Annotated in this window: 21 protein-coding genes and 1 pseudogene; 11 read left to right on the top strand and 11 right to left on the bottom strand. The window is 69.2% G+C overall.

Annotated elements, in window-relative coordinates; translation table 11 throughout:
- Positions 1-794: 794 nt before the first annotated feature.
- Positions 795-2690 (bottom strand): chromosomal replication initiator protein DnaA, encoded by a 1896-nt coding sequence (gene dnaA / locus K6I34_RS38170; RefSeq protein WP_308293953.1) that lies wholly within the window; start codon positions 2688-2690, stop codon positions 795-797.
- 424 nt (positions 2691-3114) lie between these two features.
- Here dnaA and rpmH point away from each other — a divergent pair, with 424 nt between their 5' ends.
- The 9 genes and pseudogenes from rpmH to K6I34_RS02685 all read left to right on the top strand — a co-directional run bounded on the left by rpmH (position 3115) and on the right by K6I34_RS02685 (position 9850).
- Positions 3115-3252 (top strand): 50S ribosomal protein L34, encoded by a 138-nt coding sequence (rpmH, locus tag K6I34_RS02725; protein WP_008746848.1) that lies wholly within the window; start codon positions 3115-3117, stop codon positions 3250-3252.
- 24 nt (positions 3253-3276) lie between these two features.
- A pseudogene (gene rnpA / locus K6I34_RS02720) lies at positions 3277-3645 on the top strand (ribonuclease P protein component); the annotation flags it as partial.
- Between the two features lie 62 nt (positions 3646-3707).
- Positions 3708-4025, top strand: coding sequence for a membrane protein insertion efficiency factor YidD (gene yidD / locus K6I34_RS02715; RefSeq protein ID WP_229322377.1), 318 nt, complete (start codon positions 3708-3710; stop codon positions 4023-4025).
- 3 nt (positions 4026-4028) lie between these two features.
- Complete coding sequence (gene yidC, locus K6I34_RS02710) at positions 4029-5111, top strand: membrane protein insertase YidC (protein ID WP_229322376.1); 1083 nt, start codon at positions 4029-4031, stop codon at positions 5109-5111.
- 14 nt (positions 5112-5125) lie between these two features.
- A complete protein-coding gene (locus K6I34_RS02705) occupies positions 5126-5647 on the top strand; it encodes a R3H domain-containing nucleic acid-binding protein (protein ID WP_229322375.1) in 522 nt (173 codons plus the stop codon).
- Between the two features lie 131 nt (positions 5648-5778).
- Entirely contained in the window at positions 5779-6498 is a 720-nt protein-coding gene (gene rsmG, locus K6I34_RS02700; protein WP_229322374.1) for a 16S rRNA (guanine(527)-N(7))-methyltransferase RsmG, read from the top strand.
- A 287-nt stretch (positions 6499-6785) separates the two neighbouring features.
- Positions 6786-7835, top strand: coding sequence for a ParA family protein (locus K6I34_RS02695; protein ID WP_229322373.1), 1050 nt, complete (start codon positions 6786-6788; stop codon positions 7833-7835).
- A complete protein-coding gene (locus tag K6I34_RS02690) occupies positions 7832-8938 on the top strand; it encodes a ParB/RepB/Spo0J family partition protein (RefSeq protein ID WP_229322372.1) in 1107 nt (368 codons plus the stop codon). The genes K6I34_RS02695 and K6I34_RS02690 overlap by 4 nt, the downstream gene beginning before the upstream one ends.
- A 294-nt stretch (positions 8939-9232) precedes the next feature.
- Positions 9233-9850: a GNAT family N-acetyltransferase gene (locus K6I34_RS02685; protein WP_229322371.1), complete on the top strand. Its 618-nt coding sequence runs from the start codon at positions 9233-9235 to the stop codon at positions 9848-9850.
- Between the two features lie 80 nt (positions 9851-9930).
- On the opposite strand, the gene trxA is transcribed toward K6I34_RS02685, so the two are convergent.
- From trxA to K6I34_RS02650, 7 genes are all read right to left on the bottom strand, one after another.
- Complete coding sequence (trxA, locus tag K6I34_RS02680) at positions 9931-10251, bottom strand: thioredoxin (RefSeq protein ID WP_229322370.1); 321 nt, start codon at positions 10249-10251, stop codon at positions 9931-9933.
- Between the two features lie 47 nt (positions 10252-10298).
- The gene (trxB, locus tag K6I34_RS02675) at positions 10299-11267 is read right to left on the bottom strand and encodes a thioredoxin-disulfide reductase (RefSeq protein ID WP_229322369.1); all 969 of its coding nucleotides are present in this window, start codon (positions 11265-11267) and stop codon (positions 10299-10301) included.
- A gap of 117 nt (positions 11268-11384) precedes the next feature.
- Entirely contained in the window at positions 11385-11810 is a 426-nt protein-coding gene (locus K6I34_RS02670) for a hypothetical protein (RefSeq protein WP_229322368.1), read from the bottom strand.
- A gap of 635 nt (positions 11811-12445) precedes the next feature.
- Positions 12446-13135, bottom strand: coding sequence for an RNA polymerase sigma factor SigM (sigM, locus tag K6I34_RS02665; protein WP_229322367.1), 690 nt, complete (start codon positions 13133-13135; stop codon positions 12446-12448).
- A gap of 33 nt (positions 13136-13168) precedes the next feature.
- Entirely contained in the window at positions 13169-14872 is a 1704-nt protein-coding gene (locus K6I34_RS02660) for a protein kinase family protein (RefSeq protein ID WP_229322366.1), read from the bottom strand.
- Positions 14873-14981: 109 nt separating this feature from the next.
- Positions 14982-17228, bottom strand: a complete 2247-nt coding sequence (gene murJ, locus K6I34_RS02655) for a murein biosynthesis integral membrane protein MurJ (RefSeq protein ID WP_229322365.1) — start codon at positions 17226-17228, stop codon at positions 14982-14984.
- Positions 17229-17273: 45 nt separating this feature from the next.
- Positions 17274-19565: a DUF6049 family protein gene (locus K6I34_RS02650; RefSeq protein ID WP_229322364.1), complete on the bottom strand. Its 2292-nt coding sequence runs from the start codon at positions 19563-19565 to the stop codon at positions 17274-17276.
- Between the two features lie 208 nt (positions 19566-19773).
- On the opposite strand from K6I34_RS02650, the gene K6I34_RS02645 reads away from it, so the two are divergent.
- Positions 19774-21249 (top strand): CCA tRNA nucleotidyltransferase, encoded by a 1476-nt coding sequence (locus K6I34_RS02645; protein ID WP_229322363.1) that lies wholly within the window; start codon positions 19774-19776, stop codon positions 21247-21249.
- A 93-nt stretch (positions 21250-21342) separates the two neighbouring features.
- On the opposite strand, the gene K6I34_RS02640 is transcribed toward K6I34_RS02645, so the two are convergent.
- The 3 genes from K6I34_RS02640 to K6I34_RS02630 all read right to left on the bottom strand — a co-directional run bounded on the left by K6I34_RS02640 (position 21343) and on the right by K6I34_RS02630 (position 24556).
- Complete coding sequence (locus tag K6I34_RS02640) at positions 21343-22635, bottom strand: MFS transporter (protein WP_229322362.1); 1293 nt, start codon at positions 22633-22635, stop codon at positions 21343-21345.
- Positions 22636-22755: 120 nt separating this feature from the next.
- Positions 22756-23838: an inositol-3-phosphate synthase gene (locus K6I34_RS02635; protein WP_229322361.1), complete on the bottom strand. Its 1083-nt coding sequence runs from the start codon at positions 23836-23838 to the stop codon at positions 22756-22758.
- Positions 23839-23887: 49 nt separating this feature from the next.
- Positions 23888-24556 carry a PadR family transcriptional regulator gene (locus K6I34_RS02630; protein WP_229322360.1) on the bottom strand — a complete coding sequence of 223 codons (669 nt, stop codon included), beginning with the start codon at positions 24554-24556 and terminating at the stop codon, positions 23888-23890.
- Between the two features lie 372 nt (positions 24557-24928).
- Between K6I34_RS02630 and K6I34_RS02625 the strand changes: the two genes are divergently transcribed.
- Positions 24929-25125 (top strand): hypothetical protein (locus K6I34_RS02625; protein WP_229322359.1); only part of this gene is annotated, 197 nt, incomplete at its 3' end.

Raw genomic sequence — 25125 nt, 5'->3', positions numbered from 1 at the left:
CCGCTTGATCTCTGTGGTCGTAGTAGTAGGGCCTGTGGAAACGGTGGAAAACCGTCTTTGCCCAGGTCAGCCCGGAAATTTTGTCCACTGGGGCTGTGGGTGGGCACGGTGGAAAAGCGGTGGTGGCTGTGGACCGCGGAAAGTTCTGCACACCCCGTGCACAGGCGGGACCCACTTCTCCCCAGCGCTGTCCCCAGGTTTACCCACGTTCCCCACAGCCCAACCGGGCAACTTCGTGTGATGCCTTTCACTCAGGGCGGTGATCAAGGGTGTTGCGTTACCGAACAGTGGACGAGGGTGTGGAAAGGCTGTGTACAACATCCACTCCCCTGTGGGCGGCCGGTGGACAACCGAGGAGCGTCCTTGTGGGTGAATAGTCTGTCCACAGGCTGTGGAATCCGGTCAGCCACAAATCCACATGCCTCTGACCTCCCCTGATGAGCTGTCAACAGGGTCCCCTGTGGACAGGATCTGGACAAACCCACAGTCCCCAGGGTGTGGACAGCCGGTCGGCCGAAAATCTGTGGAGAACCGGCGCCGCCGACTCCGTATTCGAACAGAGCTCCCTTGCGACCACCGCCGCCGAGGCGTCCAGAGGCCACGAAAAGGCGCCCCGGGAGGTCTTCCCAGGGCGCCTGAGCGAGTGGGCAGCGCCCCGAAAGGGGCGCGGGGCTGTATCGATGATGCGGCTCCGCCGCGTGGGCGCGACAAGCCACGACGCGACCCGCAGCCGCGCACCAAGCGCAAGAGGCACCCCATCAGGCACCCCGCCAAGCCCCGCCGGGACGTGGTGGTCAGCCGTTCTTGATCCGGTTCGTCAGCTCCGTCACCTGGTTGTAGATCGAACGCCGCTCGGCCATCAGCGCCCGGATCTTGCGGTCCGCGTGCATCACGGTCGTGTGGTCGCGGCCGCCGAACTGCGCGCCGATCTTCGGCAGCGACAGGTCCGTGAGCTCCCGGCAGAGGTACATGGCGATCTGCCGGGCCGTCACCAGCACCCGGCTGCGCGAGGCCCCGCACAGGTCCTCGACGGTGTGCCCGAAGTAGTCCGCGGTCGCCGCCATGATGGCGGGCGCGGTGATCTCCGGTGAGGCGTCCTCGCCGCCCGGGATGAGGTCCTTGAGGACGATCTCGGTGAGTCCGAGGTCGACGGGCTGCCGGTTGAGGCTCGCGAACGCGGTGACACGGATCAGCGCGCCCTCCAGCTCGCGGATGTTGCGCGAGATGCGGGAGGCGATGAACTCGAGGACCTCCGGCGGGGCGTTCAGCTGCTCCTGGACCGCCTTCTTCCGGAGGATCGCGATGCGCGTCTCCAGCTCCGGCGGCTGCACGTCCGTGATCAGACCCCACTCGAAGCGGTTGCGCAGCCGGTCCTCGAGGGTCACCAGCTGCTTGGGCGGCCGGTCCGAGGACAGCACGATCTGCTTGTTCGCGTTGTGGAGCGTGTTGAAGGTGTGGAAGAACTCCTCCTGGGTCGACTCCTTGCTCGCGAGGAACTGGATGTCGTCGACCAGCAGGATGTCCATGTCGCGGTAGCGCTTGCGGAACGCGTCCGCCTTGCCGTCGCGGATGGAGTTGATGAACTCGTTGGTGAACTCCTCGGAGCTCACGTAGCGCACCCGCGTGCCCGGGTAGAGGCTGCGCGCGTAGTGGCCGATGGCGTGCAGCAGGTGGGTCTTGCCCAGCCCGGACTCGCCGTAGATGAAGAGCGGGTTGTACGCCTTGGCCGGAGCCTCGGCGACGGCCACCGCGGCCGCGTGGGCGAAGCGGTTGGACGCGCCGATGACGAAGGTGTCGAAGAGGTACTTCGGGTTCAGCCGGGCGGTGGGCTCGGCCGCTCCCGAACCGGACGAGGACCCGGACTTCGAGGCACCCGGGAGCGGTCCGGCGGTGGCGCCGCCCGTGGGCGGACCGCCCTGCCCGCCGCCCCGGGAGTGGTTCTCGGGCAGCTCGCGGCGCTGCCCCTGCTCGTACGGAAGGCGCTCGGGCTGCGGGGAGCGGTAGTCCTGCTGCTGTTCGTACGGCGAGTGCTGCTGGCCGTGCTGCGGCGTCGCGTACGGGTCGCGCTCGCCGTCCTGGAAGCCGCCGAGGCGCTGCTGCTGCCAGCCGTAGTCGCCGCGCTCGGGCGCTGCCGGCCCCTGGTGGCGCGGCCAGGCGCCCGGCTCGGGCCGGGGCTGCTGGTAGTCGGGGTAGGCAGGACGCACGGACGGCAGCTCGTCGGGGGCCGGCTGGCGGCCGTAGGACTCGCGGCCGTCGTAGCCGCCGTGGCTGTCGTAGCCCTCGTACGTGTCACGCGCGTCACGCTTCTCGTACGCGTCGCGGCCCTCGTACGTGTCCCGGCCCGCCGGGTGCTGGGGGCCCGTGGGCTCCTCGTAGCGCTGCGGCTGGGGGGCCTGCCTGCTGTCCTGGGGCGGCTCGCCCGCGGAGTCGTCCACGGTGATCGCGATCCGGATGGGGCGGCCACACTCCCGGCTGAGCGTGTCGCTGACGATCGGGGCGAGCCTGCCCTCCAGTACGCCCTTGGCGAACTCGTTGGGCACCGCGAGCAGGGCGGTGTCCGCCACCAGGGCCAGGGGCTGGCAGCGTTTGATCCAGTGCTCGTCCTTGGCCTCGACGCCCCGCCCCTCGCCCAGGAGCTGTTCGAGCACGCGCGGCCACACTGCGGCAAGATCGGCGGGCAGGTCAGCCACAGGGCACGCTCTCTCAGGTCAGCGGGGGGCGCCCTTGAGTCCCACGAATGTGTGGTTCTCGGGACGGGCGGGAAGGTTCCAGAGTTCAGCCACGGTAGTCAGGCCACGGTCTGCGGTTCAAGTCGTTGTCCACAGGGTGTGTACAAATGTGCCACGAGGCGAGGCGTGGCACCTCCCCGCCCCCAGGGAGGCTACGGTTATCCCTGGTGCACTGCCGGTTTGACCGAATGGCGTAGCCGCGCGTACCGTGACCAGGTCGAGTTGTCGATGGCTGCTGCCGCCTGCCTCCGATGGGCAACGGTCGCGTTCCCCCGGGAAACGCGGTCATGAAGCGGTGCACTCGGGCGTTACGAGCTTCTCGTGGGCGCACGGTGACAGCCAGGCGATGTTCCGCCATCACACGATTCATTTCTGGAGCCCCCGAGTGAGCAAGCGCACCTTCCAGCCGAACAACCGCCGTCGCGCGAAGACCCACGGCTTCCGCCTGCGCATGCGTACCCGTGCCGGCCGCGCGATTCTCGCGTCCCGCCGCACCAAGGGTCGCGCCCGCCTGTCGGCCTGACCGGCCTGACGTCAAGGTCTTGACGTGCTGCCTTCCGAGTCTCGGCTGAGGCGGCGCGAGGACTTTGCGATCGCGGTTCGCCGGGGACGCCGGGCTGGTCGCCCGCTCCTCGTCGTTCACCTGCGTACCGGTACCACGGACCCGCACACACCTGGGGAGAATGCTCTCCCGGTGCGTGCGGGTTTCGTCGTGAGCAAGGCCGTCGGCGTCGCCGTCGTCCGGAACCGGGTGAAGAGAAGACTGCGCCACCTCATGCGTGACCGGCTGGATCTCCTGCCCGCCGGTAGCCTTGTGGTGGTACGGGCCCTGCCCGGCGCGGGCGAGGCGGACCACGATCAGCTGGCTCGCGACCTCGATACCGCCCTGCAGCGGCTGCTGGGAGGGGCGCCGCGCTGTTCCGGTCCCCCGGGGGAGACCCCCCGGAACCCCGGCCAAGGCCCGGGAGGGAGCGCACAGTGAAGTATCCGCTGCTGTGGTTGATCAAGCTGTACCAGTGGACCGTCAGCCCACTCCTGGGCCCGGTCTGCAAGTACTACCCGTCGTGCTCGCACTATGGCTACACGGCCATTGATCGCCACGGAGCGGTCAAAGGAACGGCGCTGACGGCTTGGCGCATCCTGCGCTGCAACCCGTGGTCGCTCGGTGGCGTCGACCACGTCCCTCCCCGGAAGCGTCCGGTCTGGCACCAGCGGCTGAGGAGCCGACTGGGCGGGCATCCCGCCGAGGGATCCGCCGCACAGCCCGAGACTCAGCCCAACGCCCAAGGAGCCTGATTCGTGGACACGATCCTCGGTCCCCTCTATACCGCTGTCTCCTGGATCATCGTCCAGTTCCACTCCCTGTACAGCCTGGTCTTCGACAAGAACAGCGGCTGGGCGTGGGGTCTGTCCATCGTCTCGCTGGTGGTGCTGATCCGCATCTGCCTGATCCCGCTCTTCGTGAAGCAGATCAAGGCCACGCGGAACATGCAGGCGCTCCAGCCGAAGATGAAGGCCATCCAGGAGCGCTACAAGAGCGACAAGCAGCGCCAGTCCGAAGAGATGATGAAGCTCTACAAGGAGACGGGCACCAACCCGCTCTCGAGCTGTCTCCCGATCCTGGCCCAGTCGCCCTTCTTCATCTCGCTGTACCAGGTCCTGAACCACATCGCGCAGGGCAAGACGGTCGGTGTCATCGACGAGTCGCTGCTGGACAGCGCGCGCCACGCGCACATCTTCGGTGCCCCGCTGTCCGTGAAGTTCATGGACTCCGCCTCCAAGGTCGAGGCGCTGGGCGCGACGCTGACCGACGTGCGGGTCGTCACGGTCATCATGATCGTCCTGATGTCGCTGTCGCAGTTCTACACGCAGCGCCAGCTGATGACGAAGAACGTCGACCTCACGGTGAAGACGCCGTTCATGCAGCAGCAGAAGATGCTGATGTACGTCTTCCCGATCATGTTCGCCGTGTTCGGCATCAACTTCCCGGTCGGTGTCCTCGTCTACTGGCTGACCACCAACGTCTGGACCCTCGGGCAGCAGATGTTCGTCATCCGCCGCAACCCGACCCCGGGCAGCCTCGCCTACAAGCAGCGCCAGGAGCGCCTGCGGGCCAAGGGCAAGATCAAGGAGGACCCGGCGGAGGTCGAGGCCCGCGAGGCCGCCGAGGTCGCCCGTGCCAACCGGCAGCAGCCCAAGCGCCAGACGAAGTCCAAGCGCCAGCTCGCGGGGACGGCCGGTGCCACCGAGAAGACGTCGCCCTCGCTGGAGAAGCAGGAGCCGGGGGACGCCAAGTCCAAGCAGGCCGGTGGCTCGTCCCGTACCGCCAAGTCCGGGCAGCGCAAGGGCCAGCAGCGGCCCAAGCACCCGTCCAAGAAGTAATGAAGGAGTCCACCGTGACGGACACGCAGCGTCAGACCAGTGAGGCCGCCGTCGAGGGCACCGACACCCTGTCCCGCCTGGAGCAGGAGGGCGAGATCGCGGCCGACTACCTCGAGGGGCTGCTCGACATCGCCGACCTCGACGGCGACATCGACATGGACGTCGAGGCCGACCGCGCTGCCGTGTCGATCATCAGTGACTCGACCAGCCGCGACCTGCAGAAGCTCGTCGGTCGCGACGGCGAGGTGCTGGAGGCGCTCCAGGAGCTCACCCGACTGGCCGTGAACCGCGAGACCGGTGACCGCAGCCGCCTCATGCTCGACATCGCGGGCTTCCGGGCCCGTAAGCGCGAGGAGCTGGCCCAGGTGGGCGCCAAGGCCGCCGAGGAGGCCAAGAGCACCGGCAAGGCCGTGAAGCTCGACCCGATGACGCCCTTCGAGCGCAAGGTCGTCCACGACGCGGTGGCCGCCGCCGGCCTGCGCAGCGAGTCCGAGGGTGAGGAGCCGCAGCGCCGAGTGGTCGTCCTCCCGGCCTGAGCTCCACTTTCCTGATCCCACTCTTCCAGGTGGGTACGGCCCCGTCTGCTCGCAGGCGGGGCCGATCCTTGTCAGCCTGATATTCAGACTCTGACGCTCAGAGAGACGTCGTACGGAAGGACGGTTCCCCCGTGGATGAGGCAGCGGAGCTCCCCCCGGCGCCACCGGAGGCCCGGGAGGTCTTCGGCGACCACCTGCCGGAGGCCGTCCGGTACGCCGAACTGCTCGCGGACGCGGGAGTGCGGCGGGGTCTGATCGGTCCCCGTGAGGTACCGCGGCTTTGGGAGCGCCACCTGCTGAACTGCGCGGTGCTCGCAGAGGCCGTGCCCGACGGCGTCTCGGTGTGCGACGTGGGCTCGGGCGCCGGGCTGCCCGGCATCCCGCTGGCCCTGGTGCGGCCGGATCTCCAGATCACCCTGCTGGAGCCGCTGCTCCGCCGGACGACGTTCCTCCAGGAGGTCGTCGAGCTGCTGGGCCTGGACCATGTCACGGTCGTGCGCGGCCGCGCCGAGGAGATGCTCGGCAAGGTGCCGCCCGTGCATGTGGTGACGGCCCGCGCGGTGGCGCCGCTGGACCGCCTCGCGGGCTGGGGCGTTCCGCTGCTCCGCCCGTACGGCGAGATGCTGGCCCTGAAGGGCGACACGGCGGAGGAGGAGCTCCAGGCGGCCCGTGCCGCCCTGAGCAAGCTCGGCGTCGTCCGCACCTCGGTGATCCAGGTCGGCGAGGGCGTGGTGGACCCGATGTCCACTGTCGTGCGGGTCGAGGTCGGGGAGAGCCCCGGCGGGGTGCGCTTCGCTGCGAAGCGGGCGAAGGCGGCCCGGGTGGGCCGGCCGACCCGCCGTCGCCGCTGACGCACACAGGAGCAGGAGCGGGGCCGCCGTCCGTGGGCGGCCCGATGCTCCATACAAGCTGGCAAGACGATCCGTGACGGAGTGTCGCCGTATCGCCGCGGAGCGTCCGGTGCATCGTGTTTCACGTGAAACGTCGCTCCTTGCTGCTGGGAATCATCGGTCGTGTTCGCGCGGAGGGAGGTGCCCCGCGCGAGCGTCCGACAGCCATGGATGATCCGTGTTCATCCACAGGCTCGGGGGATTCATCCACAGGAGAACGGGCCTCGCTGGTTCACGGACCCGAAACCATGGCAGGCTCTGTCTATTGCGAGCCTGAAGTCGAGGAGAGTGAATCCTTGCGGTCCGACGCCAATACCGCGGGGCCGATGGCCGATCCGGTCCCCGGCCCCCGTCCCGCCGACTCCGAGCCGGGTGCTGTACCGGGCCCTCCGCCCGCGGGGGAGGTTGTTTCACGTGAAACGCCGCCCGCGATGCCCCGGCCGGAGCAGACCCGGGTCATGGTGGTCGCCAACCAGAAGGGTGGCGTGGGCAAGACCACCACCACCGTGAATCTGGCGGCCTCGTTGGCGCTGCACGGAAACCGTGTGCTGGTCATCGACCTCGACCCCCAGGGCAACGCGTCCACGGCGCTGGGCATCGATCACCACGCCGAGGTCCCGTCGATCTATGACGTCCTCGTCGACAGCAAGAAGCTCTCCGACGTGGTGCAGCCGGTGCGCGATGTGGAGGGTCTTTTCTGCGCGCCCGCCACCATCGACCTGGCGGGCGCCGAGATCGAGCTGGTCTCGCTGGTGGCCCGTGAGAGCCGCCTGGACCGGGCGATCAAGGCCTACGAGCAGCCGCTGGACTACATCCTCATCGACTGCCCGCCCTCGCTCGGCCTGCTGACCGTGAACGCCCTGGTCGCGGGTGCCGAGGTACTGATCCCCATCCAGTGCGAGTACTACGCGCTGGAGGGGCTGGGGCAGCTGCTCCGCAATGTCGAGCTGGTGCGGGGGCACCTCAACCCCAAGCTCCATGTGTCGACCATTCTGCTGACGATGTACGACGGCCGGACCCGGCTGGCCTCCCAGGTGGCCGACGAGGTCCGTACCCACTTCGGCCATGAGGTGCTGCGTACCAGCATCCCCCGGTCCGTGCGTATCTCCGAGGCGCCCAGCTATGGGCAGACCGTTCTTACCTATGACCCGGGTTCCAGTGGGGCGCTGTCCTACCTGGAGGCGGCCCGGGAGATCGCACTGCGGGGGGTGGGCGTGCGTTACGACGGCAGTAGGGCCCATATGGTGGGCCATCAGCAACAGCAGGACCAGCACAGCATGTCGGAGGGGCTGCAGTGAGTGAGCGACGTAGGGGACTGGGCCGTGGGCTCGGTGCGCTGATTCCGGCGGCACCCAAGACATCGGAGAACGCGGGCACGGCGGTGGGGCACGGTGCCACCTCGCCGTCCGCGGTCCCGGTGCTCACGGCTGACCGCGTCATGCCGACGCCGGTGGTGACCCCGCTGCCTGTCGAGGACATCGCTGTTTCACGTGAAACGGATGCCGCGGTGGCCGTGGAGGAGACTCCGGATACGGGGAGCGTGGCAGGCGCCCACTTCGCCGAGCTGCCGTTGGACTCCATCACGCCCAACCCCCGGCAGCCCCGCGAGGTCTTCGACGAGGACGCCCTGGCGGAGCTGGTCACCTCGATCCGCGAGGTCGGGCTGCTGCAGCCCGTCGTCGTTCGGCAGTTCGCCCCGGAGCGCTACGAGCTCATCATGGGCGAGCGTCGCTGGCGGGCCTGCCGTGAGGCCGGTCTGGAGCGCATCCCGGCCATCGTCCGGGCCACGGAGGACGAGAAGCTTCTCCTCGACGCTCTGCTGGAGAATCTTCACCGTGCCCAGCTGAACCCTCTTGAGGAGGCCGCGGCATACGACCAGCTCCTCAAGGACTTCAAGTGCACGCATGACGAACTGGCGGACCGGATCGGGCGCTCGCGGCCGCAGGTCTCCAATACGCTGCGCCTGCTGAAGCTGTCGCCCACCGTGCAGAGGAGGGTCGCGGCCGGGGTGCTGTCCGCCGGCCATGCCCGTGCCCTGCTGTCCGTCGAGGACGCGGAGGAGCAGGACAGGCTGGCACATCGCATTGTTGCCGAGGGCCTGTCGGTGCGCTCGGTGGAGGAGATTGTCACCCTGATGGGGGCAGGCTCCCGGAAGTCCGCGAAGGCCAAGGGGCCGCGTGCCGGGGCCCGGGTCTCCCCGGCGCTCTCGGGCCTGGCCTCGCGGCTGTCGGACCGCTTCGAGACCAGGGTGAAGGTCGACCTCGGGCAGAAGAAGGGAAAGATCGTCGTCGAGTTCGCCTCGATGGAGGATCTGGAGCGGATTCTGAGCACGCTCGCCCCCGGTGAGGGCCGGGTGATGGAGCAGAAGCTCGCTTCTGAGGACGGGGCCGACGCCGAGTAGGCGTCGCGATGGTGTCGGGGCGGGTTGTGTTTCACGTGGAACACAACCCGCCCTTTGCCTTTCTCCGCTGTTCGCTCAAACCGGGCCCGGATACGATGCGTTGGGTATGGCGCATCCACGTTGGACATGGTTCACGGAGGGCGGGTCCATGCGAACGGTGAGCCGGACCGGACTGTTGGCAGCGGGCCTTGGCCTGGGGGCAGTCGGCGGATTCGTCGGCGGTCTTCTCAGGGAGCGGAGCGCGCTGTGCGCCGCCCGGAGTGTGGCACACGACGGAAATGAGGATTTGGCTCGATGGGGCGTCGGCTCGTACCGCTCACGCTGGACAACCTCCCGGATCTTCCCGCGCGCTGTCGTTCCTGCGTCTTCTGGGAGTTGGACCCCGTCAGTGGTGAAGCCGCGCTGAAGGCGGGCCGTCCCGAGCTGGAGAAGGAAGCCTGGATCTCCGCCGTTCTCCTGGAGTGGGGGTCCTGTGGACGCGTCGTCTATGTCGACGAGGCCCCGGTGGGCTTTGTGCTCTACGCGCCGCCTGCCTATGTCCCCCGCTCCGGGGCTTTCTCCACCAGCCCCGTCGCGGCCGATGCCGTGCAACTGATGACGGGGTGGCTGCTGCCGGCCTACCAGGGGCAGGGGCTGGGGCGGACGATGGTGCAGACCGTCGCCAAGGATGTCCTCCGCCGTGGCTTCAAGGCCATCGAGGCGTTCGGGGACGCTCACTGGAAAGAACCGGCGTGCGTGCTGCCCGCCGACCATCTGCTGGCAGTGGGCTTCAAGACGGTGCGGCCGCACCCCCGCTATCCACGGCTGCGGCTGGAGCTCCGTACGGCGCTCTCCTGGAAAGAGGACGTCGAGCTGGCGCTGGACCGGCTGCTCGGTGCCGTACAGAAGGAACCGGCCTTGCGGCCCCTGTAGCCGCTGCCGAGCCGGATACGCGAACGGGCCCGCCCTCAGCCGAGGGCGGGCCCGTTTCACGTGAAACAAGGATGAGCGACTTAGATGAAGTCGGCCAGGTCGCGCTCGATAGCGGCCTTCGGCTTGGCGCCGACGATGGTCTTGACGACCTCGCCACCCTGGTAGACGTTCAGGGTCGGGATCGACATGACGCCGTACTTGGCGGCCGTGTCCGGGTTCTGGTCGATGTTCAGCTTGACGATCTCGATCTTGTCGCCGTGCTCGGCGGCGATGGCCTCCAGGGAGGGGGCGATCTGACGGCACGGGCCGCACCAGTCGGCCCAGAAGTCCACCAGGACGGGCTTGTCGCTCTTGAGAACGTCCTCGGCGAAGGTCTTGTCGGTTACGGCCTTGAGAGCCACGGAGGTCTCCTTAGATCTTCTTGCGTGGGGCGGGGGGAGAGAGGAGGTCAGGCGGTCTTCTCGGGCTCCCGGACGCTCTCGGCGTCCGAGAGGTGCGCGAGGTAGCGCTCGGCGTCGAGGGCGGACGAGCAGCCGGTACCGGCAGCGGTGATCGCCTGGCGGTAGGTGTGGTCCACGACATCACCGGCGGCGAAGACACCGGCCAGGTTGGTGCGCGTGGAGGGGGCGTCGACCTTGAGGTAGCCCTCGTCGTCCAGGTCCAGCTGGCCCTTGAACAGCTCGGTGCGGGGGTCGTGGCCGATCGCGATGAAGAGACCGGTCACCGGGAGCTCCGAGGTCTCGCCGGTCTTGACGTTGCGCAGGGTCAGGCCGGAGAGCTTGTTGTCACCGTGGATCTCGGCGACCTCGCTGTCCCACACGAAGGAGATCTTCGGGTCGGCGAAGGCACGCTCCTGCATGGCCTTGCTGGCGCGCAGGGTGTCACGGCGGTGGACGACGGTGACGGACTTCGCGAACCGCGAGAGGAAGGTGGCCTCCTCCATCGCGGTGTCGCCACCGCCGATCACGGCGATGTCCTGGTCCTTGAAGAAGAACCCGTCGCAGGTGGCACACCAGGAGACACCGCGGCCGGACAGCTCGTCCTCACGCGGCAGGCCGAGCTTGCGGTGCTGGGAGCCGGTGGTGACGATGACGGCCTTGGCGCGGTGGACGGTGCCCGCGGAGTCGGTGACCGTCTTGATCTCTTCGCTCAGGTCGACGGCGATGACGTCGTCCGGAATCAGCTCGGCGCCGAAGCGCTCGGCCTGGGCCCGCATGTTGTCCATCAGGTCGGGGCCCATGATCCCGTCGCGGAAGCCGGGGAAGTTCTCCACCTCGGTGGTGTTCATCAGCGCACCACCCGCGGTCACGGCGCCCTCGAAGACCAACGGCTTCAGCGAGGCGCGGGCGGTGTAGAGCGCGGCGGTGTAGCCCGCGGGCCCGGAACCGATGATGATCACGTTGCGGACGTCGCTCACGGGAGTCTTCCTTGTCTGCCGACGGCTGTCTCGGGTTCTTGCGGGGTTTTCACCCCACCCAACGGATCCTACGGGGCGAGCATTCCCGAAGGACGACAGCGCTCGGTCCGCGGTGACTCAGGTACGCGGCAGTGTCCGCTGGAGCAGGACCTCTCCGGGGACGGGCGGAGTGGCCTCGACGCATGCCGAGGAGACGACATAGGCGTCGACGAGCTTGGTGTCGGCGGGATGGGGCAGCACGACGAGATAGGAAGGGACACCCTTGTAGCCGTCCTGCTGCGAGGCCAGGATCTGGTCCGAGCGGCCGATCCCCTGCTGGACACAGGACGGGGCCGTGGCCCCGAAGTCGCGCATCGGCGCATCGGAGGAGTGCTCGGAGTGCTTGCCCTGGAACGGGGTGGTCCTGGAGGACGTCGCCAGCAGCTCATGGACACGGGTCCTGAGATCACCCGAGGCGAGGACATCCGGAGATTGACTCTCGTGGACCGCCTGCGGGCGGTCCTGCTTCCCGCTGTCCCCGGGGAGGAGGAGCGCGACTCCCACTCCGAGCGCGGCAGCGGCACACGCGGCTCCGAGAAGGGCCTTGGGCCAGAGTCGGGAGGGCCGCGGCCGGGTCTTCCCGGGTGAAGGCCGCCGGCGGCCGGGACCGGTCGCCGCGCCGGGGCGGGAAGAGGGGCGGCGAACGCTGGTTTCACGTGAAACACGGGTGGATGTCGTGGCGCGGTCAGCGGAGACCTTCGAGGTTTCACGTGAAACATCCTCGGAGGCCTCGGAGGCCTCCGAGGGAGGCGTCGCGGTTTCACGTGAAACGCTTTCGGAAGGTCGTGCCGTGGTTTCACGTGAAACGCTCTCCGAGCGGGGCGCTGCGGTTTCACGTGAAACCAGCGAGCCCTCGCTGTCGGGAGCGTCCAGGGAACGGGCAGCGGTCGCATCGAGGAGCGCTTCCGCGGCGAGCGCCGCGTCGATACGGCCTGCGACGTCCTCGGGCATCCGGGCCGGGCCGGGGAGTGTGCCCAGCAACGTCCGGATCTCGTCGAGGGACGTCCTGACCTCTTCGCACAGCTCGCAGTCCGCCAGGTGCTCCCGAAGGTCCGCCGAGCGTGACGGGGGGAGCACTCCCTCGGCGAGCGCGGAGATCTCCGCGACCTCCGGGTGCTCATCCGTGCCGGTCGTCGAAGTCACGCTCGCCCACCTCCGCCCTTCACTGGATCTGCGTCACTCTGTCCTGCTGGTGGTGGGACGGACGCCCCTTGCGACCGGTTCCTTCCCCCGCTGCGGGGCGGGTTACCCATGCCATCCGGACGCAGATGGGTGAGCATGGGCAGCAGGCGCGCCCGGCCCCGGGCACATCTGCTCTTCACAGTGCCGACAGGGACGTCCAGAACCTTGGCTGCTTCGGCGACCGGATAGCCCTGCATATCCACGAGCACAAGGGCCGCGCGTTGGTCGGGCGGGAGCGTGGCGAGTGCCTGGAGCAGTTCACGGTGCAGGTCTCCGCGCTCCGCGGGCGCGGCGGCGGATTCGTGAGGTTCGAGGAGCTGCTCCAGCCGCTCCGTCTCGGCGAGGGGAGCGGTGCGTCGTGAGGCCGCCTTGCGGGCCCGGTCCAGACAGGCGTTGACGGTGATGCGGTGCAGCCAGGTGGTGACGGCGGACTGGCCACGGAAGGTGTGCGCGGAGCGATAGGCGGAGACCAGGGCATCCTGTACGGCGTCCGCGGCCTCCTCGCGGTCACCGAGCGTCCGGAGCGCGACGGCCCAGAGGCGGTCGCGGTGGCGGCGCACCAGCTCGCCGAAGGCGTGGGGGTCACCGTCCACATGCAGGGCGAGAAGGTCGGCGTCGCTCGCGCTGTCGTAGATGACGTCGTCCAACCCCGGACCCCTCCCCTTGGACTCGGAGTGCTGCTAGTAGCCGAGGACCTTGATCTCGTTGATGCCGCCGCGGTACCCGTTGCCCCCCTTGGGGTCGGGAGGCAGATCGGTGATGTGGATCAGCACATAGCGGGTCTTCACAGGTTTTGCGGCGTTGGCCTTCAGTTCGGCGCCTGCCGTCCTACTGTCGATGATCTTCTTCTTGAAGCCGCTGAGATCGGTGGGCCGCGAGTCGGGGGAATCGGCGCCCAGTACCTCTATGGTCTGTCCGGAGTACATGGTCACGTCGACACCAGTGACGTTCTTGATACTGCCAAGGTCGACGATGATGCCGCTGCCCTGCTTGCGATTGGGCAAGTTTCCGAAGTTGGAGTGGTTGTAGAAAGCCCCGGTATACCAACCGGTGCTCTGGTCGTTGTCCACGGTCAAAGAGGCTTTGTTCTCCGCCATGGGGCTGTCCTTGGGCGAGAACTCCGTGGCCTCTTTGATGGGCAGTGGCGCTATGGCGGGCTTCTTCTCGCCCTCACCGTTGTCCGACTGGGAGTGACTGCTGGGGTCCCCCTCCCTCAGCAGCGCATCCGCCAGCTGCCAGCTGCCCAGCCCCAGCGCGGCGATGAGCAGGGCGGAGACGCACCACTTCAGGGCTCGCCCCGTGCGGCTCTGGAGCGGAGGCGGTGGGGGCACCGGCGCGGGCTGTGGATGGCCGTTGCGCGACGGCGGCTGACCATACGCACCCGGCTGATACGTGGTGCGCTGGTAGCCGCCGGGTGGAGTGGCGAAGGATGGCTCCGGTGGACGGATGCGCGGCATGGCCGCGACCGCCTTGGCGAGCTCCTCCGGAGTGGCGCACGGCTTTTCCTGCCGTGACGCGGTGGCCCCGTTGTTGACGAGTGCGCGCATCGCGAGTTCCGAGAGGCCGCGGTGGACTCCCGCCCGCACCTGGTCGGGGGCGATGAGGCCGGTGCCCTTGGGCAGGCCGGGCAGGCCGTGCGCGTTGCTCTCGTAGGGCCAGCGCTGGGTCAGCGCGGCGTACAGCAGGGCGCCGATGGCCTCGGTGTCGGTGCGCTGGGGGTGCTCGGGGCTGATGCCCCGGAGGGCGGCCATGACCGCGAGCCCGCGGATGCGGTACTGGCCGGTCGAGGTGCGCAGCACGGAGCCGGGGTTGAGGCGGAGGTGCGCGAGGCCCTCGCGGTGGGCGGTGGCCATGGCCTGCGAGACCTGGCTGACGAGCTGGAAGGCGTCGTACGGCTCCATCGGCCCGGCGGCGAGCACGGTGCTGAGCTCGGTGGCGTCGGGCAGCCACTCGTGGACCACGTAGACGAGCTCGTTCTCCTCGACGGCGTCGAGGACCTGGACGAAGCGGGGGTCGCCGAGCAAGGCGGCGGAGCGGGCCGCGGCGAGCACCGGACGGGACCGCGGGTGCTCGGCGGGCAGGATGTGCACGCCGACCGCGCGGCGGAGCTTCTCGTCGACCGCGCGCCAGCTGCTGAATCCCTCCAGACGGGTGACGCACTCCTCCAAGCGGTACCGCTTGGCGAGCTTGTGGCCGCTGTGGAGCTCGGGGGCCTTCGGATCGCGGGTGGTGCTCCGCGCCTCCGTGCGGGAGGCGTCCTTGTGCGCGTCCGTGCCGCCCGCGTCCCGTGTCCCGTCGGTCGTGGCCTTGGCCGTCCCGGTGGTCAGCGGCTTGCTGCCGCCGGCGGCCGCCACGTCGACGGCAGCTGTGCTCCGTTCCGCCACCGTCGTTCCCGCCTCCCCATCCGTTGCACCCTGTCCACAGCCAAGACAATTGTGCCCACAGTCCGGCGCTATGCACGACACGCGGCGGCGGGCGATGGTTGTGCTCCGGTCAGCGTCCGATGCGTCCGCGGACCATACCGACCATGGCGGTCAGCTCCTCGACGCGCATCCGCTTCGCGGCGATATAGAAGACGCCGATCAGGAGGAGACCACCACCGATCAGAGCGGCGAGCGAACCCGTAAATCCACGGCCGAGAACCTGGCTGATCCCGTAAGCGACGGCACCGCCGATGAGGGCGGCGGGGACGCACGCGCCGGCCAGGCGGGCGTACGTCCGGACGACCCGGGCGCCGTCCAGATCCCCGCCGAGCCGGGTACGCAGCCGACGCCAGGCGACGACGACACCGACGGCGTAGGCGGCGCCGTACGAGAAGGCCATGCCCGCCACGGCCCATCGCGAGGGCAGGACGAGGTAGCTGATGACGGCGCCCACGGAGTTGGCGCCCGCGACGATCAGGGTGTTGTAGAAGGGGGTCCGGGTGTCCTCGTAGGCGTAGAAACCGCGCAGGATGACGTACTGCGCGGAGTACGGGACGAGCCCGATGCCGAAGGCCATCAGGATGAAACCGATGTTCGTGGCGCCGCCGGTCCCCGAGCTGGAGAACATCAGCGTGGCCATGGGCACGCCGAGCGCCAGGAACGCGAAGGCACAGGGAACGATCGCGACGGCCGAGGTCCGCAGACCGTGCGAGAGGTCGTCGCGCACGGCGGCCGCGTCGCCGTCGTGGGCGGCACGGGAGATCCGGGGGAGTACCGCGGTCATCACGGAGACGGTGATGATGGCCTGCGGCATCTGCCAGAGCTGCAGCGCGAAGTTGAAGGCCGTGATGCCGGTGCCCGTGTGGTGCGCCTTCTCGGCGAGGGCGCCCGCCCGGGTGCCGAGCTGGGTGATGAGGACCATGCCGAGCTGGTTGGCGAGGACGAACAGGAACGTCCACTTGGCGAGGCCCAGGGACTTGCCGAGGCCCTGGCCGCGCCAGTCGAACCGCAGCCGGAGCTTGAAGCCGGTCTCGCGCAGGTACGGGAGCATCGCCAGCGCCTGCACCGTGAGACCGAGCAGGGTGCCGATGCCGAGCAGCCGTACGCCCTCGGGCGAGATGTTGGCGGCGCTGACACCGCTCGTGACGGAGTCGCCGTAGACCCAGATGAAGGCACTGAAGGTGGCGATGACGACGATGTTGTTGAGGACCGGGGTCCACATCATCGCGCCGAACTTGCCGCGGGCGTTGAGGATCTGCCCGACGACGACGTGGATGCCCATGAAGAACATGGTGGGCAGACAGTAGCGGGCGAACGCCACCGCGACGTCCAGCTGACCGGGGCTGGAGGCGTTGTCGGGCATCATCGCCCGGACCACCACCGGCGCCGCCAGCACACACACGGTGGTGATGGCGCCCATGAGGACCACGACGAGGGTGAAGAGCCGGTTGGCGTACGCCTCGCCGCCGTCCTCGTCGTTCTTCATCGACCGCACCAGCTGCGGGATGAACACGGCGTTCAGCGCACCGCCGCCGACGAGGATGTAGATCATCGTCGGCAGGGTGTTGGCGACCTGGTAGCTGTCGTTGAGGGTGCCGACGCCGATCGCCGCCGCCATCACCAGGTTGCGGCCGAAGCCCAGGATGCGGGAGACGAGGCTGCCCGCCGCCATCAGCGCGCTCGACTTCAGCACGCTCGCCGCCTTGCCGCCCTTCGCCGCCGGGGCCGCGGGTGCCTCCAGCTCGGCCTCGGGCTCGGGCGTGGGCGGCTGCGGAAGCGGCGGGACCTGGGGCGACTGGTTGGCGTACTGGCCGGGTGCCGGGATCGGCTGGCCGTCCGGGCGCTGCGGCTCGTAGGGCTGCTGCTGGTCCCGGTACAGGTGCGCGAAGGCGTCGCGCTCCGGCCGCTCCCCCGGCGCGGTCTGGCCCGCGAGGCCGCCGACGCCGGCGAACTGCGTCGTGGGTTCGTCACCGTACGGGCGCGCGGGAGCCTCGGGGTACTGCTGCGGCGCCGCTCCCCACTGCCGCGGGTCCGGGCCCTGCTGCGGGCCCGGCTGAGGCTGGTGGAGCGGGAAGGTGTTCTGGTAGGTGCCGGGCGGGGGCGGCACGGCACGGTCGTGCAGCGCGCCGTTCACCGGGTCCTGGGCCGCCGGGTCGTGCTCGGGGTACGGGTCGGCGGCGTACGCGTCCCGGAGGTAGGGATCGCGGGCGTACGGGCCCTGGCGGGACGGGCCCGGGGCAGGCGGGGGCGGCGGGTAGGCGCCCCGCTGTTCACCACCGGCGCCCTGCCCGCGGTCACCGTCGTACGGCGCGTTCATCGCTACCCCACCTCATCGTCCGCGGCCGGCCGGCCCCATTACACGTCAACGGTCCACTTTCTCACCTGAGCCGGATGGGTCGGTGCTTTCCGATCCGGTGTCCGGAGCCGGGGAATCCGATCCTCCAGGGTTGTCGTCGTCCGGCCCGGTGCCCGCGGGAGCTCCTCCGGTGTCCGTCCCACCAGCGGCGGAGCGCTTGCGCTGGATGTAGATGCGAAGGCCCGCGAGGATCAGGAGCAGCACGCCGCCGACGATGACGATCAGCACCATAGGGGTGATGGACGTGACATGCACAGTGAAGGTCATCGGGTCGCCGTAGGGCTGGCCGTCGTCCGTGTACAGCCGGGCCGTCACCTGGACCGGACCGTTGGCGTTGGCCGTGGTCTCAAACTTCACCGACTGGTTGTGCCCGCCGTCGATCCGCACCTGCTGGGCCTCGCCCACCTTGAGGCGGTTCGGCCTGCTGGACTCCAGCACCAGCCGCAGCCCGGAGATGGGCTGCAGGAGGCCGTTCCGGACCGTCACGGGGATGGTCGCGCTGCGGCCGGACAGGGTGGCGTCGGACTTCGGGATCAGCTGCACCTGGCCCTTGAGCTGGTCCAGATACGACCGCACGGCGGTGCGGAACTCCGCGGCACCCCGCGCGTCACCGCGCCAGGAATTGGACATCTCCCGCATGATCGCGCTGCCGAAGGGGGTGACCACGCGGTCCTGCGAGGTGAGGATCACCTTGAAGGCATCCAGGGTCTCCTGGGTCTTCTGGATCTCCTCGAACGCCTCGGTGCCCAGCTCCTGCTTGCGCAGCGACTCGGGGTAGGCGCCGGTGCCGGGCACCTGCTGATTGGCCGCCGGGTCGGGCTTGGCCTTGGCGGCGTCGCCCAGGTCGACGGGCTGCGTCCAGCGGCCGTCCGTCAGCCCGCCGAGGGCCGCCGCCATGGCCTGTGCCTGGCTGGCCGTGGGCATGCGCTGGGGCGCGACCACGATGCTGCGCTCGTCGTCGGGGGCCTGCTTGTTCACCAGGAGGCTCTGGGCGAGGAAGCGCTGCACGGCGAGCGAGGAGTCGTCGGCCCGGACCATGTCGCCCTGGAAGGCGGTGGACAGCCGGTCGTCCGCGACGATGGCCGTGTTGCCACCGCCGATCTGCCGCGCGGCGGTCGGGGTGTACGAGCCGCGGGACTCGCGGAAGCTGTCACTGCGGGCGATCACGTTGTGCGCGCCCGCCGAGGTGGCCACGTCGATGATCGAAGAGTCGACCGCGCCCTCGTAGGGCCAGGTGAAGTCCGTGCGCGGCTTCACCCCGAGGATGGTGTCCACGGTGGTCGCGGCGAGCTCCGTGGCGGACTGGAGGTGGCTCAGGGTGCCGGAGACGTCCTTGCCGTGGTGCGCGAGTGAGGCGAGGTCCGGGTCGCCGAAGGGCAGTGCCACCACCTGGTCGCCCGCGATGGCGGTCTGGAGCTGGCTGAGCCACTGCTTGGCGACCGCCTGGCCCTTGCCGGGGACGGTCTTCCCGTCCGGCCCGTCGATCCGGTAGCTCTTCGTCATGGCCTCGACCGTGGCGAGCAGATCGGGGTCGATCACCCAGGTGATCGGCAGGTTCTTGCCCAGCGCCACCAGCTGCTGGAGCCTGCCGCCCGGCGCGAGCTCCGCGGCCAGGTCGTCATGGGGGAAGATCGGCGTCTGTTGCTGGTCGGACTCCGTGCGGGCGGTCAGCCGGGTCGTGGACATGAGCGGCCACAGGACGGTGAGCTGGGTCTTCTTGCCCTCGACGGCGGACGGCTGCCACGGCAGCAGCGTCCGCTGGATGCCCATCACCCGCTCGTACGACTGCTCGGAGGACTGCCCGGAGAGGGAGACGCCCAGCTGGTAGACCCCGTCCTTGCCGAGATCCAGGTCCTTCGCGGGCAGGGAGATGCTGAAGTCGCGGCTGACGCCCGGAGGCAGTTTGTCGATCTTCTGGGTGTGGCCGCCGACCTCGGAGCCGTCGGTGCCCGGCGAGAAGGCCGAGCGCACGGCCAGGTCGTCGATGTCACTGCGGCTGGTGAGCTGTGGGCCCACGCGCAGGCCCACGTGCGCGTCGGTGACCGTCGAGCCGCCGTTGTTGGTGACGGTGCCCGAGACGGTGATCGTGTCGTTCTGCGTCGGCGCGACGGGCGTCACGGAGTCGACGGAGACCCCGACCGTGCGGGAGCCCGCCGACTCGGCGTGGGCGGCGGGGGCCGCCGGCAGCTGCACCAGGCCCATGACCAGCAGCAGACCGGTCAGTACCAGCGCGGTGTGGCGGAACCACCGGCAGGCAGCAGCGGAGACCGTCCCCTGGAACTCTGCCGCCTCGGCCACGCGCTCGTCCGTCCCTCGTCGTCGTCAGTGGTCGTCGGTTATGCGTCCACGAATGGTAACGAGGCCCGCTGTGACGAAGTGCCGCGGACCGCTCCGCAAGATCGTCGCCGTGGCCCGATGTCCCGGCTGCGCCTGCTTTGTGCGGTACGGCGCTCTCCTCCGTTTACCGAGAGGCTCCCGGGCGTGCGGCCACGTACCCTCTTCTGTTGTGCCGAACGCCAACAATGACAGCCACCTCCAGTCGTCGACCAACGAGCTCAGCGCCGTGCAGCGGCGCGCTGTGAGCGAGCTCCTGCGGGTCTCCCCCGTGGCCGACGATCTCGCCCGCCGCTTCCAGGAGGCCGGGTTCACGCTTGCCCTGGTCGGCGGGTCGGTGCGGGACGCGCTGCTCGGCCGGCTCGGCAACGATCTCGACTTCACCACCGACGCCCGCCCGGACGCCGTACTGAAGATCGTCCGCCCGTGGGCCGACGCGGTCTGGGAGGTCGGCATCGCCTTCGGGACCGTGGGATGCCGCAAGTCCGACTTCGACATTGAGATCACGACATACCGGTCGGAGGCATACGACCGGACCTCCCGGAAGCCGGAGGTTTCCTACGGCGACTCCATCGAGGAGGATCTCGTCCGTCGGGACTTCACGGTCAACGCGATGGCCGTCGCCCTCCCGCAGAAGGAGTTCATCGACCCGCACAACGGCCTGGAGGACTTGGCCGCCCGGGTCCTGCGCACCCCCGGCACCCCGGAGGAGTCCTTCTCCGACGACCCGCTGCGCATGATGCGGGCCGCCCGCTTCGCCGCCCAGCTGGACTTCGAGGTCGCGCCCGAGGTCGTCACCGCCATGACGGAGATGGCGGACCGGCTGGAGATCGTCTCCGCCGAGCGGATCCGGGACGAGTTCAACAAGCTGATCCTCTCCGACCACCCCCGCAAGGGCCTGAGGCTCCTCGTCGACACGGGCCTCGCCGCCTTCGTCCTGCCCGAGCTCCCCTCCCTTCGTCTGGAGCGGGACGAGCACCACCGTCACAAGGACGTGTACGAGCACACGCTCACCGTCCTGGAGCAGGCCATCGACCTGGAGGCCCCTCGTGATCAGCCGGGAGGCGGCCCGGACCTGGTCCTGCGCCTGGCCGCGCTGCTGCACGACATCGGCAAGCCGCGCACCCGCCGCTTCGAGAAGGACGGCCGGGTCTCCTTCCACCACCACGAGGTGGTGGGCGCCAAGATGACCAAGGTGCGGATGACCAAGCTCAAGTACTCCAATGACCTGGTCAAGGACGTCTCCAAGCTTGTCGAGCTCCACCTGCGCTTCCACGGCTACGGCACGGGTGAGTGGACCGACTCCGCCGTGCGCCGCTACGTACGGGACGCCGGCCCGCTGCTGGAGCGCCTCCACAAGCTGACCCGCTCCGACTGCACGACGCGCAACAAGCGCAAGGCGAACGCGCTGTCCCGCGCGTACGACGGCCTGGAGGAGCGCATCGCCCTGCTCCAGGAGCAGGAGGAGCTGGACTCGATCCGGCCCGACCTGGACGGCAACGAGATCATGGAGATCCTCGCGGTGGGACCGGGGCCGGTGATCGGCAGGGCCTACAAGCACCTGCTGGAGCTGCGTCTGGAGAACGGTCCGATGGAGCGCGACGCCGCCGTCGCCGCCCTCAAGGAGTGGTGGGCGGCACAGGACTGATGTGCCGGTGCGGTGTTTCACGTGAAACGGCGGCGTGCACGAAACGGCGTCGCACGTGAAACACCGGTGGGTGAGCTGTCGAGGGGCGATGTTTCACGTGAAACATCGCCCTTTCGCTCGCCCCTTCGTGCCCGTCGCCATGAGCGCGGCGACCGTCGCGTAGATCAGGGCGACGATCACCACCAGGACGGACGAGCGCCCGTCGTGCGGGAGCATCGCGGCCGCCACGCCCGCCGCGCCCACGAACGCGACATTGAAGAGGACGTCGTAGAGGGAGAAGACCCGCCCGCGGAAGGCGTCGTCGACCGAGGACTGGACCACCGTGTCGGTGGCGATCTTCGCGCCCTGGGTGGTGAGGCCCAGCACGAAGGCCGCGACCAGCATGGGGCCGCGTGCGAAGGGCAGGCCGAGAGCGGGCTCCAGGACCGCCGCCGCGGCGGCACACGTGGTGATCCAGCCGAGCCGCCCCAGCCGGCCCACGGCCCAGGGCGTGACGACGGCCGCCGCGAAGAAGCCCGCCCCCGAGACGCCCACGGCGAGACCGAGCAGCGCCAGCCCGTCGGACTCGGTCGTGGTCCACGCGTGACGGCAGAGCATCAGCACGGTGATCGTCAGCGCGCCGTAGCAGAAGCGCATCAGGGTCATCGCCGCCAGGGCGCGGGCGGCGGTCCGGCGCTCCGCGAGATGACGTACCCCGGCGAGCAGGCCGCGCGCGGTGTCCAGCAGCGCCGTGCGCAGGGTGGCCGGTGGCGCGGAGAGCTCGGGTCCCAGGAGGCCGACGGGCATGCGCAGGGAACAGAGGGCCGCACACAGATAGAGGACAGCTCCGGAGAGGACGACCACGGCGTCGGAGCTCGTGCCCTCGGGTGCCACCAGGCGGACGGCGAAGGCGAGACCGCCTCCCGCGGTCGCCGCGAGTGTTCCCGCGGTCGGTGAGAGGGAGTTGGCCATCACCAGGCGGTCGGAGGAGTCGACGACGCGGGGCAGGGCCGCGGAGAGCCCGGCGAGGACGAAGCGATTGACGGCGGTCACCGACAGGGCGGAGGCGTAGAAGAGCCAGTCGGGGACGCGTGCGACGACGAGGACGGCGGTGGCGGTGGCCAGCGCCGCGCGCAGCAGGTTGCCGTGCAACAGGACCTGTCGACGGCGCCAGCGGTCCAGCAGCACACCGGCGAACGGCCCCAGGAGGGAGTAGGGCAGCAGCAGGACGGCCATGGCGGAGGCGATGGCCGTGGGGGAGGCCTGTTTCTCGGGGGAGAACACGACGTACGCGGCGAGCGCCACCTGGTAGACGCCGTCCGCCCCTTGCGACAGCAGCCGGACGGTCAGCAGACGTCGGAAGTCGCGCAGTTGGAGCAGGACGCGCAGATCGCGCACAACAGGCATGCCGCCCAGCCTCACACACGCTATGGGCCTCCGGGCGCACAAACCCGGGGGCCCACACCGCACGAGGCGGTAGCGGAGCGCCGTACGGAATCCCGGCGTGCTCCGCAGTGCCGAGCGGTCCTAGCGCTCGACCTCGCCCTTGATGAACTTCTCGACGTTCTCACGGGCCTCGTCGTCGAAGTACTGCACCGGCGGCGACTTCATGAAGTACGAGGAGGCGGAGAGGATCGGGCCACCGATGCCACGGTCCTTGGCGATCTTCGCGGCACGTACGGCGTCGATGATGACACCGGCGGAGTTCGGGGAGTCCCAGACCTCGAGCTTGTACTCCAGGTTCAGCGGGACGTCACCGAACGCGCGGCCCTCGAGGCGCACGTAGGCCCACTTGCGGTCGTCCAGCCAGGCGACGTAGTCGGACGGGCCGATGTGGACGTTCTTCTCGCCCAGCTCGCGGTCGGGGATCTGGGAGGTGACGGCCTGGGTCTTGGAGATCTTCTTGGACTCCAGGCGCTCGCGCTCGAGCATGTTCTTGAAGTCCATGTTGCCGCCGACGTTCAGCTGCATCGTGCGGTCCAGGATGACGCCCCGGTCCTCGAACAGCTTCGCCATGACGCGGTGCGTGATGGTGGCGCCGACCTGGGACTTGATGTCGTCACCGACGATCGGGACGCCCGCCTCGGTGAACTTGTCCGCCCACTCCTTGGTGCCCGCGATGAAGACCGGCAGGGCGTTGACGAACGCGACCTTGGCGTCGATGGCGCACTGCGCGTAGTACTTCGCGGCCTCCTCGGAACCCACCGGGAGGTAGCAGACGAGGACGTCGACCTGCTTGTCCTTGAGGGTCTGCACGATGTCGGCCGGAGCCTCGGGGGACTCCTCGATGGTCTGGCGGTAGTACTTGCCCAGGCCGTCGAGGGTGTGGCCGCGCTGGACGGTGATGCCGGTGGCCGGCACGTCGCAGATCTTGATCGTGTTGTTCTCGCTGGCGCCGATGGCGTCCGCGAGGTCCAGGCCGACCTTCTTCGCGTCGACGTCGAACGCGGCCACGAACTCCACGTCGCGCACGTGGTAGTCGCCGAACTGCACGTGCATCAGACCCGGCACGCGGCCGTTCGGGTCGGCGTCCTTGTAGTACTCGACGCCCTGCACCAGCGAGGCGGCGCAGTTGCCCACGCCGACGATGGCTACGCGAACCGAACCCATTCCGGTTGCTCCCTGTGTTGACTCGACGAAGCCCTGCGGAGTGCAGAGCTCACTTGGCGGTGTCGCCGGACCGGTCCGTCCGGGAACGTCCCCGGCCCCTGGGCGTACCGCCTGTTTCTCCTGATGTGTCCTGCGGTGCCGCGGACTTGCGCATGTCGCGCCCGGTCCGCTCGCTCTCGATCAGCCCGTTCAGCCAGCGGACCTCGCGCTCCACCGACTCCATGCTGTGTCGCTGCAGCTCGAGGGTGTAGTCGTCCAACCGGTCACGGGTACGGGCGAGGGAGGCGCGCATCTTCTCCAAGCGCTCCTCCAGCCGGCTGCGGCGGCCTTCCAGCACCCGCATCCGTACGTCCCGCGACGTCTGCCCGAAGAACGCGAAGCGGGCGGCGAAGTGCTCGTCCTCCCACGCGTCAGGGCCGGTATGGGCGAGCAGCTCCTCGAAGTGGTCCTTGCCGTCCGCCGTCAAGCGGTAGACGATTTTCGCCCGCCGCCCCGCGAGGGTCGCCGCACGGGCGTCCTCCGGAGCGCTGCCCGGTTCCTCGATCAACCATCCGTTGGCCACAAGGGTTTTCAGGCAGGGGTAGAGACTGCCGTAGCTGAACGCTCGGAACACTCCGAGCGAGGTATTGAGACGTTTCCGCAGCTCATAGCCGTGCATCGGGGACTCACGGAGCAGCCCGAGAACGGCGAACTCGAGGATGCCGGAGCGTCTGCTCATATGTCGCCCTCCTTCGTCCCCAGTGTCCCCTATGCCGCACTATGCCGAGCTGATGTATCGACTCGATACATCCAGACGATAGAACGCGCGTGTAGATGCGACAAGAGGGGGCACGGTGAACGAGGTCACATCACCGATTCGTGGGACACAACCTGCCTGATTTGGAGTGAACATCCGCAGTGGGAGCGATTTGGCCGTGCGTAGTCTGTGCGCCATGCAGACCAGCGGGAACCGAGTGACACCACCAGGCGTCCTCGTCCTGGATGCAGTGCGCCCGGTCGCTCAGGGGGCGGCCGTACCGCGCATCGGGGGGACCGCAAGCCACCTGCCGCTTCCAGGCGTTAGCGCGCCTGCCCTAGGAGTAGTCGTTCGATGAGCGAGCACCGCCGCAAGCCGCCGCAGCCCCAGGGCGGCGGACGAGCCGCGGCCAGGCGCGCGGCCCAGCCGTCGTCCGGCCGCCGTGCCGCACCAGCAAGCCGTTCCGCCGCGCAGGATCCCGGTGGCGGTGGCGCGTCCCAGTACGGCAGCCGGGCCGAGGCCCGTCGCGCCGCTCAGCGCGGAGGCGGGAG

It is taken from the genome of Streptomyces sp. UNOC14_S4 (assembly GCF_020740835.1).
Lineage (GTDB): Bacteria > Actinomycetota > Actinomycetes > Streptomycetales > Streptomycetaceae > Streptomyces.
This window is presented reverse-complemented; position numbering and strand designations above follow the sequence as displayed.

Excerpts from the sequence above, each read along its gene's own strand:
- K6I34_RS02695 (WP_229322373.1), top strand. The coding sequence starts at position 6,786 with ATGGCAGGCTCTGTCTATTGCGAGCCTGAAGTCGAGGAGAGTGAATCC.
- K6I34_RS02630 (WP_229322360.1), bottom strand. The coding sequence starts at position 24,556 with ATGAGCAGACGCTCCGGCATCCTCGAGTTCGCCGTTCTCGGGCTGCTC.
- murJ (WP_229322365.1), bottom strand. The coding sequence starts at position 17,228 with ATGAACGCGCCGTACGACGGTGACCGCGGGCAGGGCGCCGGTGGTGAA.
- K6I34_RS02685 (WP_229322371.1), top strand. The coding sequence starts at position 9,233 with ATGGGGCGTCGGCTCGTACCGCTCACGCTGGACAACCTCCCGGATCTT.
- K6I34_RS02640 (WP_229322362.1), bottom strand. The coding sequence starts at position 22,635 with ATGCCTGTTGTGCGCGATCTGCGCGTCCTGCTCCAACTGCGCGACTTC.
- K6I34_RS02635 (WP_229322361.1), bottom strand. The coding sequence starts at position 23,838 with ATGGGTTCGGTTCGCGTAGCCATCGTCGGCGTGGGCAACTGCGCCGCC.